Genomic DNA, 15649 nt, shown 5'->3' on the forward strand with positions numbered 1-15649 from the left:
AGCACTCTCCGCGAGTGCTTTTTTATTGTCAGTAAATCAAGGTTAAACACTTCCTCCAATTCCAACGAGTAGCTGCAAAATCATTGGAGAAAGCTGCACTAAAATATATCCGATTGCTGCATTCTGAAGCATCTGCATTCCTTTCTCACGGTTGCCGACCATAATAAACAAGCAGCCTCCAGCAATCATGACACCTGCTATGGGATAGGATAGATTTTGAATTAGGTTTATCAATGGATCGAATGCATGGAGAACTGTGCCTTTAAATGCATCAGACAAACCAGCCATGGCCGGGACTGCGTCGTTAACTACAGGGGCTGCTAGTGTAACTGTTTGAGCAAAAGCGCGTGTTATTCCGAATGGGGGCAGGCCATTTAATAAGAATGCGATGGGTACGGCATAACCGAGCAACGCACGTAGCTTAGGATCGTTAAAACGTCTTAGTCTATCGGCAAGAGTAATGCACTCCTTTATTTTCAATACCTCAACGCATACCTCGTTAGACAACGTCTTATTCCGCGTACCATCCCAGCATTTTGCTCCAATTGTAATTTGCATAAGAGAACGCCTCCCTAATTAATTTCATTCCAAATATGAATCACTGTATCAAGGCCGATGGCCCATTCTGTAAGCTGCTGCTTCCTGCTTTCGGTAAGCGTTACCCATACCAAGCGAGGAAAGTAACCGATTTTCTTTTGCAACACACCCGTTGCATGTAATTTCTTATAACGCTCAATCTTCTCGCGGTTCTTATTCATGTGCTGTAGGTGATCGACTTCGAGGAAATGGCGCTTTTGGTTATAGCGGAAATATGAATCTGGTATGACTGTAACCACCTCGGGTACTGAGAACTTTAATTCGTTCCTCCAATCCTCGTTGCCGTCGTAGTGAATATAAGCCCCAGCTCGCATTAAGTAATGCCCGGCTTGATTCATCTTTTGCCTTATAACTTCACTGCCAACGCGCTCGCGTCCCAGTTTATTAAGATGATAGATATTTTCACGGTTCTCGCCACGAAAAGAAGAGATATATTGTTTCATATTGTCTAACACCTTCCGCGCGTTACGGTCGCCTGAGAGGTCGTGTAACCTCTGAAGCTGGCTACGGCTTAGGTAGTCAAGCTTCTTCAATGATAAGAGAATAGCTTCTTCCCGGAGCATCTTCTTTATTTGTGATTCCAGCATAGGCGAACGGCTCCTTTCGAGGTTTTATTACGATGTGGGGCTTTATTGTCTTGTCGATAAAATCATTTTCAATTAACGGTGTTTGCACGATGAATTTACGGTCTGTGCGATAAATAGCGCGGCCTTTAATGAGTGGCAGATCCTCGGCCCCTGATTCATCTAATACGACATGACTAGCGGTATCTGTTTGAAGGCGGAAGCAAAGTTTAGCATCACAGTTTTGTTTAACCTGGCGTGGCAGAGTGTCGGCGGTCGGATATTGGGTTGCGAAGATTAGCCGAAAACCTAGCCCGCCACCAATCCGAGCAATTTCAGCAATGATGTGTTCACATTCGATTTTCTTTTTCTTAATGGCTGTGTCGTGCTCACCTTGGCTGGCAAGCTCCGCAGCCTCATCGATAACAATAAAGTTCCTCTGCTTCCTGTGAGCCTCTTTGACGTCCTCATATCCTTTGGCTAGGAATTCTACTTGTCTTTGCTTCATTTGCGTGTGGAGCGCTCGTAACGCCTCTAGACTCTCATCTACGTCTTTGGCGACAGTCTCGACCTGTTTAACATTTTTGTATCGGTTAAAGGCCAGCCCACCTTTAAGATCCAATAGGGTAAATAAAACTGCATTGGGCTGCGTGTGAACTAGCGTTGTGATAACATTCTTTAAGAATACAGACTTACCATAACGCGTTGTCCCGGCCACGATCAGGTGCGGAATCGTTTCGAAGTCGTGATACATCGTTTCCTCGCGTGAAATTCCCACACATACCTTCCAACCAGTACAATGGGCAAGCGTGTCATCATCGAACGGAATTATCTCGGTTAGCACCGCTTTATAAACCCGAATCTTAAGGGTACCGTCATAGTTTAGGAGTATTTCCTTTCGTCCTTTGGTACTGTTAAACATTTCCTTAATCTGCTGAAAGAGATCGGAACGCAATCGTAGCGTCTTAATGTCTTCTAGTGAGATATCGAGGAAGCCGCGCTTATTATTCAGTCCATCCTCAATGTGCTGCTTCTTCTTTTGAAAGTCCTCAAATGATAAACCAAGTGGGATCCGATAAATGTACTCTCTACCCCACTCATAACACGTTCGCCTAAGGAGCTGCATGGTACGCCGTTTTCCATTCTCCAACACAGTTAGCCCGCAAGTGTTTGCGACACGTTGAATCTTGCTCGGTTCACTAGTCCCGCGTCCGTCTAAATGTGTGTAAATTAGAATACCACTCATGAATGTTCCGCCGATAAATTCCAGTAGCATAGGCGCCACCCCTTTCTATGAGTATCCAATAGGATAGTTCCTGCGGTGCGGAATCCTTTCGTACAAGGCTAATATAGCTAAATTACTTGATTCGGAACGTACCGTTTCCATTACCTCGCTGGCATGCTCGACGGTACTAAGTTTTGGAACCAACTCGGGAACTTGTTGCGGAACCTTCCGCCTCCGATACCTATACTTAATCCAGAGCGGTTGTCCATTATTACGGGTTTTGTTTACAAACTAGGAATAAATTTTAATAGAGTTGTCCACGATGGAAACTAAGGGAGAGTGATTTCCAATGTTTCCATCATGGATGAAAGAGCGATCAAGGTTAGGAAAGTGGATAGACCGCAAAAATTTAACGCAAGAATGGTTAATGAAAGAAACTGGGTTAAATCGAAGTTCAATTTCAGATTTATGCGATGGTACTGTTAATCGGCCGCGCAGTTCTACTAGATCGAAAATAATAAAGGCACTCCAGAAGGTTGACTCCTCTGTAAGTGCCTCGGACTTTTGGTGAAAAAAAGTCTTGAAGAATTTGGAACTAAGTTATAAAGTATATACATGGTTATATTTTCCTGTACGGGGTGGTCTCCAAAAGTAAATGACGACATTTAAAAAATACACAAAAAATGGCTGGGGTCATTCTTTAAAAGCAAGGGTTGATGAATTACGAAAGAAGGTAATTTCTCAAGCAGCGTTTGGTTTAAGCCCACTCGAAGTTAAATTATTAACAGAACAAGGTAATATAGGTGCTTGCTTTTACGTAATTAACGATGATCATAACGAGTATTTATTAGCACATAGCCAAATAGATGATGCTAGTGATCCCTTAGGGAACATGGGAATATTTATACATAAGCAACAAAGACCCGTATTTAAAACAATGAGAGTCGATTCTAGGGGAATTATTGGGCAAGGTCATAATCGTGATGTGGATTCTGAATCTAAGATATTTGAAGAGCTCCACAAACGTATTTTAAATTATCCTGAACCAGTAACAAAAATTGAAGTTTTCTTGTATACTGAAAGGGAGCCTTGCATTAGTTGTGAGAAAGTTATTGATCAATTCATGCACTATCATCCCAACGCCGAGTTAGAAGTATACTACGACAAAGGTACAACTCGCGTGAAAGGAGTTAATTAATTATGTTAGAGAGATTTATGGAACTTGGGGAAATGACAAGACTTTTAATAAATAGATATGTTAAAAAAGGCTATGAGCAACAAGAAGTTGTAAGCAGAGTTATTGAAGAGTTACGAGGAGAATGGAATAGCAGTCTGCTTGGAAAGACATTTATTATGTCAGAGCTACTTGCTGCAATTCCAAGTCAAGCTGCATTTGTCGGAACGTTTTTCACAACCCTTGAACGGGTAAATGCGCGGAAACAAGTGCACAAACTTTTCCGGGATACCGCAAGATTACGTTCAGAATCCAATAACGAAATTAAAATCCAGAACATGATGAAACTAATAAGTTAATTTTTAATAAGAGTGAATGCCAACATCGAATCATACTCGATGTTGGCATTTCTTTTTGTCCACTAAATGCCGCGGGGAGCATTTGAAAATTTGATCACAGCTTGACCACATATTTGACCACGCACTTAAAATTGACAAAGGGAATTCATCGAACCCTAAATACCAAAAGCCCTAAATATAAGGAATAGTAAACACTCATTGTATCTAAAAAACCCCAACATTAGTTTGAGAGCAATTACAATATGGCCACATTCGCACGTACGATTTAGCACTTATACTCTTATCTATGTCGTGAAAGAAGAACCCCGATCACAATTGTGATAGGGGTTCTTTCGTTAACAATATGCGACCTTTGCCATATGGAATGCACATCGGTGTCCCGAAGATCGGGTCAGTTGTCACCTGACAATCCATCCCAAACACTTCACGCAACAAAGGTGCATTGACGATGTTCTCTGGCTTGCCTTCCGCATAAATGGAGCCTTTCTTGATGCTGACAATGTGGTGTGCGTAGCGGCAAGCTAGATTAATATCATGTAAAACCATGACAATTGTGCGCTGTTCTCTCTCATTTAGTTCGAATAATAAGTCCAACACTTCAATCTGATGGGTGAGATCGAGATATGTGGTCGGTTCATCAAGGAGTAATGTAGGTGTGTCTTGCGCTAAAGTCATCGCGATCCATGCGCGCTGGCGTTGTCCGCCAGAGAGTGAATCGACAGTTCGATCGGCAACGTCTAGCATATCCGTAAGATCGAGTGCCTTCATTACCTTGTTTTCATCCTCTTGACTCCATTGCTGCAGCCAACTTTGATAAGGGTAGCGCCCTTGTTTAACAAGTTGTCTGACGGTGAGGCCTTCTGGAGCCGTTGGCCCTTGGGGCAAGATCGCCATTCGTCGTGCGATCTCTTTGGTCGAGAGCTTCGCAATCTCATGTCCATCCAATAGAATGCTGCCTGAGGTTGGTTTCATAAGTCGAGCAAGTGAGCGTAAAAGTGTGGATTTTCCACAACCGTTACTGCCGATAAATACCGTGATTTTGCCCTTAGGGATTTGCACATTTAAACTTTGGAAAATCGTTGTATCACCATATGTCAATTGAAGCGATTGGGCTTCGAGTGCTTGGTCTGAGGTTGTCATAAGCTTGTTCTCCTTTTTCGTAGACATGGGGTTATCCCCGATTCCTACTGCGATATAGGACGTAGATGAAAATAGGTGCGCCAATGGCTGCTGTGAATACACCTGCTGGGATATCGAGTGGCTTGAACAGGGAACGACCACATAAGTCTGCCATAAGCAACAGTAGAGAGCCTGTGAGCGCAGAAACAGGAATCAAGGAGCCGAAGCTAGGACCAACAAGTTTACGTGAAATGTGTGGAGCCATGAGCCCAATGAAGCTTATCGCACCGCCAAAGGCCACAGCAGCTCCAGCCAAAGCAACACTAAGCATAATTAACAGAAACCGTTGACGCTGTACATGGCTTCCAACACTCTGTGCAATATCTTCTCCTAGGGACTGGATGGTAATGTGCCGCGCGTAGAAGAAGATGACGGGTATCAGCACAGCCACCCAAGGAAGCAAAGGGTAAACCGCCTTGGCCCAAGATACGCCATAGATACTACCCGTCATAAAAGTTAGTGATTGTTGGGCGAGTACGATAGGTCCCGTTAGCATCATGAGATAGGATACTGCGCTCATTGCAGCTGTGAGCCCTGTCCCAATGAGGACAAGTCGCAGCGGTGTAATGCCATTTTTCCAAGAAAACAGGTAAACAAGCAAGGTTGCAAGGAATGCGCCTAGAATCGCTGCGACGGGCAGCCAATGAATGCTGAGTTTATCTGAGAAAAAGAAGAAGAAAGAAACAGCGCCTAGCGTTGCACCGCCTGTTGTTCCAATCGTATCTGGTGAAGTGAGCGGGTTGCGCACGATCCCTTGTAGAATTGCCCCAGCTACCCCTAAAGATGCGCCGATTAGAACGGCTACAATAACACGAGGCAAACGTAATGAGCGAACGATCATCGTACTAGAGTCTGTTCCATAACCGAAAACGGCCTTTACGACATTCAAAGGTTTAATCGTAATACTGCCGACGCCTGTGCTTATAATCATCATAAGGATGACCGCCAGGAATAGAGACAGCGTGACGATGACGGCTTTTTTGCTTATTAAAAAAGAGTAACTTTTGCTTCGAATCGTAATATCTCGCTTAGAAGTACTCATTTCAGGAGTCCTCCTTTACGCGCGATGTAGATAAAGAAAGGAACGCCAAGGATAGCGGTCATCACACCGACATGGACTTCCTTCGGCATAATAATAAAGCGAGCTCCGATATCCGCGCTTACCAACAGAATACCGCCTAGCACAGCGCAATAAGGAATGACCCATCGGTAGTCAATCCCGATAAGAAAGCGGACGATATGAGGTATCATGAGGCCGACGAACACAATTGGGCCTGCAACAGCCACAGATCCGCCAGCAAGAATAATAATAAGGAGTGCAGTAATTAGTTTTATGTACACCGTTTGTTGCCCTAATCCTTTGGCAATATCATCACCCATGGATAAGACATTGATGTGGGGGGATAGCAGAATAGCCCCGATCCAAGCGAGCAACATATATGGATACACGGATTGCAGCATAGCCATTGTACGCCCTTCTACAGAACCTACAAGCCAGTAGAGTACTTGTTCGAAGGCTTTGCCATTGCCTAGCAATATTCCCTGTGTGAGTGAAGCGAAAAAAGCCGTCATCGCAGCGCCTGCAAGCGTGATCTTCATGGGTGTCAAGCCGTCGCGTCCTAGCGACCCAAGCCCATAGACCAATGTAGCACTCACGGCAGCACCAAAAAAAGCAACCCATGTAAATTGCGTTAGGCTGGATATGTTGAAAAAGCTAACAGCTACAACAATAGCAAAAGCAGCCCCAGAATTAATTCCGAATATACTCGGCGAAGCGAGTGGATTTCGAGTCATTGCTTGCATAAGTGCACCAGCAACGGCCAAACTGCCACCAACGAGTGCGGCAATTAAAGCTCTAGGAATTCGCACAGTTTGAATAATAATCGATTCATTCGTTGGTTTGTCAGAAGGATCAAAAGAAGTCATGATTTGATCCCAGGAATACGTTTTGAGGCCAAATCTGACACTGCTAAGTATGAGTACAAGTAGAACACAAACGGCTGCTAGTAACCCGATACTTTTATAAATATGAGAGAGACGTTCTGTTGTTGGTGAATGCACGGTGGTTACCCTCTTCCTTCCTACCTTTCTTGCTTCATATATTTTAAAGTCAACGGTATTTGAAGTCAATGAATATGAGAATCATTATCAAATTTGTTGACAAATTAGGTCTAATTCTAGTATTATGTGCAAAGTAGTGAGAACCGTTATCACAATTAGTACAACTAGGGGGAACAAAATTATTATGTTTAGTCAAAAACGCCACACGTTTGGAAGAGCGTGGGCTCTTGTTGCATGTCTCTTTGTTTTTAGTATGATCGTAACGGCATGTGGAGAGAAAGCAGAAACGAAGTCGTCTGCCTCTGCAGCTCCGCAAGAATCAGCGAAATCGGATGCTCCTCGTACAATTAAGCACGCTATGGGAGAAACAGCAGTACCTGCTAACCCTAAACGTGTTGTCATTTTAACGAATGAAGGAACTGAAGCTTTACTTGCTCTAGGAATTAAGCCGGTTGGAGCTGTTGAATCCTTCTATGGTAACCCTTGGTTTGACCATTTCAAAGCGGATATGCAAGGTGTTACAACAGTAGGAGTAGAAGGACAGCCGAACTTGGAAGTCATAGCATCACTAAAACCTGATCTAATTATTGGTAATAAACTTCGCCAAGAGAAAGTATACGAGCAATTGAAAGCTATTGCCCCAACTGTTTTCGCAGAAACACTGCGTGGCGAATGGAAAAATAACTTCAGTCTGTACGCAGATGCATTGAATAAGAAAGCCGAAGGCGCCAAAGTGATCGGGGATTACGATAAACGTATTGAAGATTTCAAATCCAAAGCAGGCGACAAGCTGAAAGAAAAAGTGGCTGTTGTCCGGTTTATGGGTGGTAAATCGAGATATTACTACGGTGACATGTTCTCAGGCGTTATCTTCAAACAACTTGGTTTCGCTCGTTCCGATGCCAAAAGTGATGAGAAGTCGTTCGAAGATATTACGAAAGAACGTTTAACTGAACTGGATGCTGCGGATCGCGTTTTCTACTTTACGTATGAAATCGGTGATGGCAAAGGGAATAAACAAGAGCAAGAGTGGATGAATGATCCGCTTTGGAAAAACCTTAAAGTGGTGAAAGATAACAAAGTCATCAAAGTTAACGATGCTACTTGGAATACAGGCGGCGGCGTTCGATCAGCAAACATCATGTTGGATGATTTGTACAAAATCTACGACATTAAATAGGTTGAAAAAAAGGGCTTTCTCCGAGTATCTACCCGGAAGAAGGCCCTTTTGTTGCTTAAGTATTTTGGAGCGAAATTATCTGCTGAATTTATTGCTAGTACCAGCAAGTTGTTGCTCAGCAATTTGAACGAGACGACGAGTGATGCTGCCTCCGATAGAACCTGTGTCATAAGACGTCATATAACCGTAGTAGCCATCTTGAGGAATTTGGATGCCCAATTCTTGAGCAACTTCATACTTCAATTGGTCTAGGGCTGATGAAGCTTGAGGAACTACTAAGGAGTTACTGCTGCGAGATTGTCCTGTAGCCATCTGATATCACCTCCAGTAATAGGTAGTATGAACAGTTTTGTAAATATTACTCATACTTTTTTTGGAAATTTAATCCTTTTTATAAAAGCGTAAAAGCAGGAATGTTTCGACTTTGTTATAATGGAAAATGGGACATCGGGAAAGCGGGGAGAAAGCATGTTTGAACTTGTGATTAAAGGTTGGTCCTTAGATAAAGATTTACAAATTATTCAAGCGGATGTTCATATGTCTGTGGACGATAGTCTAATTATTGAAGAACCTCTGTGCATTGATGTTGGTCTTCCTGCTTTGTTATATAGTGCGATGCATGATACAGCACCGAACCGCTTCGCCCCTGCCGATCAGTGGGAGCGGATGCCGTTTTTCGTATGCGGATGCGGTGACCCAGAGTGCAGAGGTTTCTCATTTGTTGTTCGGCATTTGCCCGGGGAGCAGCTTGAACTCTCTTCTGTGGAAGAGCGAACAAACGGTACATATCGCGAGCTGGAGACGCATGTCATCCCGATTCGCGAATATCGCGAACAGATTGTAGACATAGCTGAAACGTATCTGCAATTTATCGCCGATTTGGATTACCGTCCTTATTTTCAGAATACGGTGAAGGTCGTCGAAGAGCTGGTAGAGCAATTACAACTAACATTACGGAGTGAATAATATGGCTGCATCGAAATTTTATGTGGTTTGGGTTGGGCACAAGCCAGGTGTGTATCGTTCATGGGCTGAATGCCAAGCGCAAACGAATGGCTATCCACAAGCGAAGTTCAAGTCTTATGAATCTGAAGGTGAAGCCCGTCAAGCACTTGAGAAGGGGTGGCAGAAGTCACTGAATTTTGCAGCAAAAGGGACTGGAGGAGCTGCTAAAAAGTCGGCAACGCCAGAGTCAGCGCCTGAGGTAGATTATGATAGTATTTCTGTGGACGTTGGCTGTTCCGGAAATCCAGGAATCGTGGAGTACAAGGGTGTGGATACGCGGACTGGTGAAATCATATTCTATCAAGGACCGATTTCGAAGGGTACGAATAATCTAGGGGAGTTTCTAGCCATTGTCCATGGACTGGCTTACCTGCAGAAAAAAGGAAGTAAACAAACCATATATACCGATTCGGTTACTGCACTAAGTTGGATTCGGAAGAAGGAAGTATCTACTAATTTGGTACGAGATGCATCTACCGCGGAAATATGGACCTTGGTGGATCGCGCGTTGAAATGGCTGCATACGAATACGTATACCAATAAGATCGTCAAGTGGGACACGAAAAAATGGGGCGAGATCAAGGCGGATTTCGGGAGGAAGTAAGTAAACACATCCTCTTGTAGAATACTGTCGAAAAAGTACAGAATTATATTGACGGAAGTTCCCTCTAATGCTACTATAATCTAAATTCCTAGTAGATGACTCGGCATAATAATCCGATAGATTCAGTGGGAAATAGAGAGAGTATGATCGGGAGGGAAATTCATGAAAAGAACCAAATTACTTAACGTTTTCATTAGTTTAGCTTTAGTAGGGAGTGTGCTTTCAGCTTGCGGACAAAAAGATAGTGCAAGTGAAACAGCAGCACCTGCTGCAAGTGCAAGTGCATCGAACTTATCAGGTAAGAAAATTGCCCTTGTTATGCAATTCAATACAGGAACGTTTTCTTCACAGTATGTTGAAGGTGTGAAAGAGCAAGTTGAAAAACTTGGCGGCAAGGTTACGGTTTTCGTAGCAGATACAGATTTGGCGAAAATGGCTTCTAATTTAGATGCTGCGATTAACCAGAAATTCGATGGAATCCTTATCGATCATGGTACAGCGGAAGCACTTGAAGCTGGTGTGAAGAAAGCGGTAGAGAAGAAAATTCCTGTTGTTAGCTTTGACTCGATCCTAACAGTCCCTAATGTAACATCCCTGGAGCAAGGCGATCAAAAAATGGCGGATGCCACGCTGGAGCAACTTGCTAAAGATGCTGGAGGAAAAGGGAATATCGTTAAAGTATGGGTAGCTGGCTTCGCACCAATGGAGCGCAGACAACTGGCTTACCAAGCTTTCCAAAAGAAATATCCGGATATCAAAGAAGTAGCCGCTTTCGGAACAGCGAAAGATCCGGCATTAGATACACAAACACAAATGGAAGCGATTTTGAAAAAGTACCCGAACAAAGGTGATATTACGGCAGTTTGGGCGGCATGGGATGAGTTCGCAAAAGGCGCTTCCCGAGCCATTCAACAAGCAGGACGTACCGAAATTAAAGTTTACGGTATCGACTTAAGTGACGAAGATCTACAGCTTTTGCAAGATCCGAAAAGCCCTTGGGTAGCTTCTTCAGCCGTAGATCCAAAAGATATCGGTCGTGTACAAGTTCGTTATTTGTATCAAAAGCTACATGGCGATCAAACGCCTGAGAAAGTGGTTTTGGAGCCTGTATATGTATCCAGAGACCAACTGCCTAAAGACAAACAAATCAACACTACACAACTTAGCGAGTACGTAAAAGGATGGGGCGGAAGCCAACAAGGCTATACGGACTGGATGAAAGCAGCAGAAAAAAAATAAGGTTTTCTATGCAGTCCCATCGCTACTTTGCGGTGGGACTTTCAGATTAAGAAGTGAGGTGTAAATAGATGCTGAAGGATCAGGCAGACTTATCTTCATTATTGCAAATGAAGGAGATTACAAAATCCTTCCCAGGTGTGAAGGCACTACAGGAGGTGGATTTCGACCTGCAAGCGGGAGAAATTCATGCCTTGCTCGGGGCTAATGGTGCAGGTAAGAGTACCTTGATGAAAATATTATCCGGTGCTTATACGCACGATACGGGGCTTCTTTCTATTCATAATCAACCGTTGGTCATTCGTACACCAAAGGATGCTATGGATCACGGTGTTTATTGTGTCTATCAAGAGGTGGATACAGCTTTAGTATCGGAATTAACGGTTACGGAAAATGTCATGATCGATAAACTCGTCCAAGGAGAAGCTTGGGTGAGTTGGCGTAAGCTGCATAAGGAAGCTGAGGCCATTCTGGCGAAAATTGGTGCGACATTCTCCGTGCGGAGTAAAATTGATGAGTTGAGCATTTCGCAGAAGCAGCTAGTGTTGATTGCAAGAGCTATGGCGCATAAAGCGAAGATTATTATCTTCGATGAGCCGACGGCACCGCTGAGCTTAGAAGAGTCTGAGCGGCTGTTCCGCATCATGGACAGCTTGAAGCAAGAGGGCGTGGGAATTATTTTCATCTCCCACCGCTTGCAAGAAGTGTTCCGTATTGCTGACCGGATCACGATCATGCGTGACGGCCGTCATGTGCTCACGCAGCTGGCCACAAGCATGGACATCGCCTCCGTCATTGAGGCGATGTTGGGTAAAACCTTCACCGAGGAGTTCCCCAAAGCCAATGTGCCCATTGGCAGTACCCTCCTCGAGGTGAAGGGCTTGCGCCGCGGCACCAAGGTGCGCGGCGTCTCCTTTGACCTCCGCCGAGGGGAAATCCTCGGCGTTGTCGGTCTAGTCGGAGCCGGCAAAACGGAGTTAAGCCGGCTGATCTTTGGCGCCGACGCCGCGGACGGCGGCGAGGTGTGGCTGAACGGGCGCAAGCTCGCGCTGCGCCAGCCTGAGGATGCCGTGCGCGCCGGAATTGCGCTCGTGCCTGAGGAGCGCCGCAAACAGGGCGTCCTCGTGGAAGAGACCGTGAAGCGCAATCTGTCGCTGCCGATTTTGCGCAAGCTGAGCACGCTTGGCTTCGTGAAGCGCAGCGAGGAAAATGCGCACGCTGCGAAAATGGTCAGTCAGCTAGGCGTACAGCCAGGCGATCCCAATCGCACGGTGAAGCACCTGAGCGGCGGGAATCAGCAAAAGGTGGCGGTAGGCAAATGGCTGCCGACAAACGCTGAAGTGTACATGTTTGATGAGCCGACCAAAGGGGTCGATGTCGGCGCCAAAAGCGATATCTATCGCTTAATCGGTCAGTTGGCTTCGGAAGGTAAAGGCATTATTTATTTATCATGTGAACTGAATGAAATTATAGGAATTGCCGATCGCATCATCGTGATGAGCTATGGGTCTGTGGTGAAGGAGCTGTCCCGCGCGGAAGCGACGCAGGATCTCATTTTAACGTATGCGAGCGCGGGGGAGGCTGAATAGGTTGAAGGAAAAAAGTTTGGATTTTTCATTTAAATACGGTGCTTTGTTTATTATTGCACTTGTTCTTATTGTATTTTCTATTATCAATGAAAACTTTATGACGTATGACAATATTGCGGATATTTTACGTTCGATCTCGATTGTGATGTTTGTCGCCATCGGTGTGACTTTATCTCAGATTGTCGATGGTTTCGATTTATCCGCTGGGTCAACTGTGTCATTAGCTACCGTATCAGCGGCAGCCATGATGGTTTGGTACGACCAACCGTTCTATCTTGTTATTCTAGTGCCGTTACTTATCGGTGCGATCATCGGATTCTTAAACGCTGTGTTGATCGTGAAAGTGCGTATTCCCGATCTACTAGCCACGCTAGCCATGATGTATATCATTGGTGGAATCCAAAAAACGTATACCAAAGGTTTCTCGATTTACAACAATATGAGATTCCAAGATGGCACGGTGGCACCAGGGAAATTTACTTCCGAATTTCTATGGATTGGACAAGGCAAGCTAGTAGGTGTTCCTGTTCCGGTTGTTATCATGCTTGTTGCGGTTATTGCGGTGCATGTGTTCCTTACTTACACACGTTGGGGTCGCCAGCTGTATATTACAGGAGGGAACCGCGAAGCGGCTCGTTTATCCGGTATTTCTGTTAACAAAATCCGCTTTGCGGCTTATGTGCTTTCTGGTATTTTTGCAGCAATTGGCGGTATCCTGTATGCATCTCGTGTAGGGTCCGGGCAAATTGATGCCGGTTCACCGCTCTTGATGGAAGCAGTAGCCGCTGTATTCGTAGGGTATTCTGTTCTAGGAGCAGGGAAACCTAATGTAATTGGTACGTTCTTTGGAGCTGTACTAATCGGGGTACTTTTGAATGGACTCACGATGCTCAATGTTCCCTATTTCGGGTTCGATATTGTTAAGGGCGGCGTGCTTGTTTTGGCGCTAGCAATTACATTCGTTCATTTGAATCGTCGAAAAGCTTAAAGGATGTTGTGCGCGGTGTTTCTCGTACGTTGATGCGTCATCACACTAAAGGAAGAAATATTGTGAGAAGTGTGGTATGATAGATTCATTATTTTTATTTCTGAAATGAAATTTAGGAGGAATTATAGAATGGCACAACAAAAACAGCGCAGCGACATGATCAAAAAAGGTTTCGACCGCGCTCCACATCGCAGCTTGCTGCGTGCAGCCGGCGTTAAAGAAGAAGATTTCGGCAAGCCGTTCATCGCGGTTTGTAACTCCTATATAGACATTATTCCCGGACATGTTCACTTGCAAGAGTTTGGTAAAATCGTTAAAGAAGCTATCCGTGAAGCAGGCGGCGTTCCATTTGAGTTCAATACAATCGGAGTTGACGATGGTATTGCTATGGGTCATATCGGTATGCGTTATTCCTTGCCAAGCCGTGAGATTATTGCGGATTCCTTGGAAACTGTTGTTAATGCTCACTGGTTTGATGGCATGGTTTGTATTCCTAACTGTGACAAAATTACACCGGGTATGATCATGGGTGCCCTTCGCGTTAACATTCCAACAATGTTAGTCAGCGGTGGACCAATGAAAGCTGGTAAAGATAAAAACGGTAAATCCATCTCCCTATCTTCCGTATTCGAAGGTGTTGGTGCATTCCAAGCTGGTAAATTGGATGAAGCGGGTCTGGAAGAACTTGAACAATATGGTTGTCCAACTTGTGGATCATGTTCCGGTATGTTCACAGCGAACTCAATGAACTGTTTGGCTGAAGGTCTTGGACTTGCAATGCCAGGTAACGGTACAATTCTTGCAGTTGCTGAAGAGCGTAAGCAATTCGTTAAAGATTGCGCGAAACAGTTGATGGTTTTGATCGAGAAAGACATCAAGCCGCGTGATATCGTAACGATTGATGCGATTGATAATGCATTTGCTTTGGATATGGCGATGGGTGGATCTACAAACACAGTTCTTCACACATTGGCTATCGCGGCAGAAGCAGGAATTGATTACCCGATCGCTCGTATTAACGAAGTGGCTGAGCGCGTTCCTCACCTTGCGAAAATCGCTCCAGCTTCCGATTACCACATTGAAGATGTGCATTTGGCAGGCGGTGTGAGTGCAGTAATTAATGAGTTGCTCAAAAAACCAGGTGCTTTCAACGGTGATTGTCTATCCGTTACGGCACAAACACTTCGCGAGAACGTGGCTGGACGTGAAATTCAGAACTTTGACGTTATCCGTCCACTGACGAACCCGCACAGTGAGCGCGGTGGTTTGGCTGTTCTATTCGGTAACTTGGCTCCGGAAGGCAGTATCGTAAAAGTTGGTGCTGTTGATAAGTCCGTTGGCGGACGTCACGTGGGCCCAGCGATCTGCTTCGACTCTCAAGACGAAGCTTTGTACGGTATCGCAAATGGGAAAGTAAAAGAAGGACACGTTGTTGTCATTCGTTACGAAGGACCGAAGGGTGGACCTGGTATGCCGGAAATGTTGGCACCAACATCCCAAATCGTAGGTATGGGTCTTGGCGCGAAAGTAGCCTTGATTACAGACGGACGTTTCTCCGGCGCATCCCGCGGGATCTCGCTTGGTCATATGTCTCCTGAAGCCGCTGAGGGTGGACCTCTTGCTTTCGTACATGACGGCGACATCATCGATGTTGATATGGACGGACGTAAAATCGAATTGCAAATCAGCGATGAAGAGTTTGCCAAACGTCGTGAGTCATGGGCAGGATTCCAACAGAAGATTACTTCTGGTTATCTAGCTCGTTATACGAAAATGGTAACGAACGCAAGCGCTGGCGCAATTTTGAAAATCTAATTTGAAATAAGAAAGCCCTCCTCTTATGCAACGGAAACGTTGGTGTGAGGAGGGCTTTTCATGTTCTTCAAAAA

General features: G+C 44.8%; 17 protein-coding genes. 10 read left to right on the top strand and 7 right to left on the bottom strand.

Annotated features, from left to right (window positions below; genetic code table 11):
* Positions 1-42: 42 nt before the first annotated feature.
* From ASL11_RS10815 to ASL11_RS10825, 3 genes are read right to left on the bottom strand one after another with little or no spacing between them, the layout of a single operon-like run.
* Complete coding sequence (locus tag ASL11_RS10815; RefSeq protein WP_056613375.1) at positions 43-558, bottom strand: hypothetical protein; 516 nt, start codon at positions 556-558, stop codon at positions 43-45.
* Positions 559-572: 14 nt separating this feature from the next.
* On the bottom strand, positions 573-1184 hold the full coding sequence (locus tag ASL11_RS10820; protein ID WP_082595377.1) for a replication-relaxation family protein: 612 nt from the start codon (positions 1182-1184) through the stop codon (positions 573-575).
* Positions 1117-2436 (bottom strand): FtsK/SpoIIIE domain-containing protein, encoded by a 1320-nt coding sequence (locus ASL11_RS10825; RefSeq protein ID WP_056613378.1) that lies wholly within the window; start codon positions 2434-2436, stop codon positions 1117-1119. Before ASL11_RS10825 ends, ASL11_RS10820 begins: the two co-directional genes overlap by 68 nt.
* 313 nt (positions 2437-2749) lie before the next feature.
* On the opposite strand from ASL11_RS10825, the gene ASL11_RS35735 reads away from it, so the two are divergent.
* The 3 genes from ASL11_RS35735 to ASL11_RS10835 all read left to right on the top strand — a co-directional run bounded on the left by ASL11_RS35735 (position 2750) and on the right by ASL11_RS10835 (position 3918).
* Complete coding sequence (locus ASL11_RS35735) at positions 2750-2956, top strand: helix-turn-helix domain-containing protein (protein WP_082595394.1); 207 nt, start codon at positions 2750-2752, stop codon at positions 2954-2956.
* A gap of 84 nt (positions 2957-3040) precedes the next feature.
* Entirely contained in the window at positions 3041-3583 is a 543-nt protein-coding gene (locus ASL11_RS10830; protein WP_056613379.1) for a deaminase domain-containing protein, read from the top strand.
* Between the two features lie 2 nt (positions 3584-3585).
* Positions 3586-3918 carry a hypothetical protein gene (locus tag ASL11_RS10835; protein WP_056613381.1) on the top strand — a complete coding sequence of 111 codons (333 nt, stop codon included), beginning with the start codon at positions 3586-3588 and terminating at the stop codon, positions 3916-3918.
* A gap of 309 nt (positions 3919-4227) precedes the next feature.
* Here ASL11_RS10835 and ASL11_RS10840 read toward each other — a convergent pair whose 3' ends face one another.
* Genes ASL11_RS10840 through ASL11_RS10850 form a run of 3 tightly spaced genes read right to left on the bottom strand, consistent with a single transcriptional unit; the run spans position 4228 to position 7158 of the window.
* On the bottom strand, positions 4228-5058 hold the full coding sequence (locus ASL11_RS10840) for an ABC transporter ATP-binding protein (RefSeq protein ID WP_056613383.1): 831 nt from the start codon (positions 5056-5058) through the stop codon (positions 4228-4230).
* Positions 5059-5089: 31 nt separating this feature from the next.
* A complete protein-coding gene (locus ASL11_RS10845; RefSeq protein WP_056613385.1) occupies positions 5090-6139 on the bottom strand; it encodes a FecCD family ABC transporter permease in 1050 nt (349 codons plus the stop codon).
* The gene (locus tag ASL11_RS10850; RefSeq protein WP_056613387.1) at positions 6136-7158 is read right to left on the bottom strand and encodes a FecCD family ABC transporter permease; all 1023 of its coding nucleotides are present in this window, start codon (positions 7156-7158) and stop codon (positions 6136-6138) included. The genes ASL11_RS10845 and ASL11_RS10850 overlap by 4 nt, the downstream gene beginning before the upstream one ends.
* A gap of 184 nt (positions 7159-7342) precedes the next feature.
* Between ASL11_RS10850 and ASL11_RS10855 the strand changes: the two genes are divergently transcribed.
* On the top strand, positions 7343-8338 hold the full coding sequence (locus ASL11_RS10855; RefSeq protein WP_056613389.1) for an ABC transporter substrate-binding protein: 996 nt from the start codon (positions 7343-7345) through the stop codon (positions 8336-8338).
* Between the two features lie 75 nt (positions 8339-8413).
* Here the strand turns inward: ASL11_RS10855 and ASL11_RS10860 are convergent, their stop codons facing one another.
* Positions 8414-8650, bottom strand: coding sequence for an alpha/beta-type small acid-soluble spore protein (locus tag ASL11_RS10860; protein ID WP_056613391.1), 237 nt, complete (start codon positions 8648-8650; stop codon positions 8414-8416).
* A gap of 156 nt (positions 8651-8806) precedes the next feature.
* Between ASL11_RS10860 and ASL11_RS10865 the strand changes: the two genes are divergently transcribed.
* The 6 genes from ASL11_RS10865 to ilvD all read left to right on the top strand — a co-directional run bounded on the left by ASL11_RS10865 (position 8807) and on the right by ilvD (position 15575).
* A complete protein-coding gene (locus tag ASL11_RS10865) occupies positions 8807-9304 on the top strand; it encodes a hypothetical protein (RefSeq protein WP_056613393.1) in 498 nt (165 codons plus the stop codon).
* Between the two features lies 1 nt (position 9305).
* Positions 9306-9947, top strand: a complete 642-nt coding sequence (gene rnhA / locus ASL11_RS10870; protein ID WP_056613395.1) for a ribonuclease H — start codon at positions 9306-9308, stop codon at positions 9945-9947.
* 162 nt (positions 9948-10109) lie between these two features.
* On the top strand, positions 10110-11186 hold the full coding sequence (locus ASL11_RS10875) for a sugar ABC transporter substrate-binding protein (protein WP_056613396.1): 1077 nt from the start codon (positions 10110-10112) through the stop codon (positions 11184-11186).
* Positions 11187-11254: 68 nt separating this feature from the next.
* The gene (locus tag ASL11_RS10880; protein ID WP_056613398.1) at positions 11255-12772 is read left to right on the top strand and encodes a sugar ABC transporter ATP-binding protein; all 1518 of its coding nucleotides are present in this window, start codon (positions 11255-11257) and stop codon (positions 12770-12772) included.
* A 1-nt stretch (position 12773) separates the two neighbouring features.
* On the top strand, positions 12774-13760 hold the full coding sequence (locus ASL11_RS10885) for an ABC transporter permease (protein ID WP_028558551.1): 987 nt from the start codon (positions 12774-12776) through the stop codon (positions 13758-13760).
* A 129-nt stretch (positions 13761-13889) separates the two neighbouring features.
* On the top strand, positions 13890-15575 hold the full coding sequence (gene ilvD / locus ASL11_RS10890; protein WP_028558552.1) for a dihydroxy-acid dehydratase: 1686 nt from the start codon (positions 13890-13892) through the stop codon (positions 15573-15575).
* Positions 15576-15649 lie beyond the last annotated feature (74 nt).

Origin of the sequence: Paenibacillus sp. Soil750, assembly GCF_001428045.1 — a bacterium.
Lineage (GTDB): Bacteria > Bacillota > Bacilli > Paenibacillales > NBRC-103111 > Paenibacillus_E > Paenibacillus_E allorhizoplanae.

Bases quoted from the DNA above. Each gene is read 5' to 3' on its own strand.
- ASL11_RS10820 (WP_082595377.1), bottom strand. From the start codon at position 1,184: ATGCTGGAATCACAAATAAAGAAGATGCTCCGGGAAGAAGCTATTCTC.
- ASL11_RS10825 (WP_056613378.1), bottom strand. From the start codon at position 2,436: ATGCTACTGGAATTTATCGGCGGAACATTCATGAGTGGTATTCTAATT.
- ASL11_RS10860 (WP_056613391.1), bottom strand. From the start codon at position 8,650: ATGGCTACAGGACAATCTCGCAGCAGTAACTCCTTAGTAGTTCCTCAA.
- ASL11_RS10880 (WP_056613398.1), top strand. From the start codon at position 11,255: ATGCTGAAGGATCAGGCAGACTTATCTTCATTATTGCAAATGAAGGAG.
- ASL11_RS10835 (WP_056613381.1), top strand. From the start codon at position 3,586: ATGTTAGAGAGATTTATGGAACTTGGGGAAATGACAAGACTTTTAATA.
- ASL11_RS10875 (WP_056613396.1), top strand. From the start codon at position 10,110: ATGAAAAGAACCAAATTACTTAACGTTTTCATTAGTTTAGCTTTAGTA.
- ASL11_RS10815 (WP_056613375.1), bottom strand. From the start codon at position 558: ATGCAAATTACAATTGGAGCAAAATGCTGGGATGGTACGCGGAATAAG.
- ASL11_RS10845 (WP_056613385.1), bottom strand. From the start codon at position 6,139: ATGAGTACTTCTAAGCGAGATATTACGATTCGAAGCAAAAGTTACTCT.
- ASL11_RS10840 (WP_056613383.1), bottom strand. From the start codon at position 5,058: ATGACAACCTCAGACCAAGCACTCGAAGCCCAATCGCTTCAATTGACA.
- rnhA (WP_056613395.1), top strand. From the start codon at position 9,306: ATGGCTGCATCGAAATTTTATGTGGTTTGGGTTGGGCACAAGCCAGGT.
- ASL11_RS10830 (WP_056613379.1), top strand. From the start codon at position 3,041: ATGACGACATTTAAAAAATACACAAAAAATGGCTGGGGTCATTCTTTA.
- ilvD (WP_028558552.1), top strand. From the start codon at position 13,890: ATGGCACAACAAAAACAGCGCAGCGACATGATCAAAAAAGGTTTCGAC.
- ASL11_RS35735 (WP_082595394.1), top strand. From the start codon at position 2,750: ATGAAAGAGCGATCAAGGTTAGGAAAGTGGATAGACCGCAAAAATTTA.
- ASL11_RS10855 (WP_056613389.1), top strand. From the start codon at position 7,343: ATGTTTAGTCAAAAACGCCACACGTTTGGAAGAGCGTGGGCTCTTGTT.
- ASL11_RS10865 (WP_056613393.1), top strand. From the start codon at position 8,807: ATGTTTGAACTTGTGATTAAAGGTTGGTCCTTAGATAAAGATTTACAA.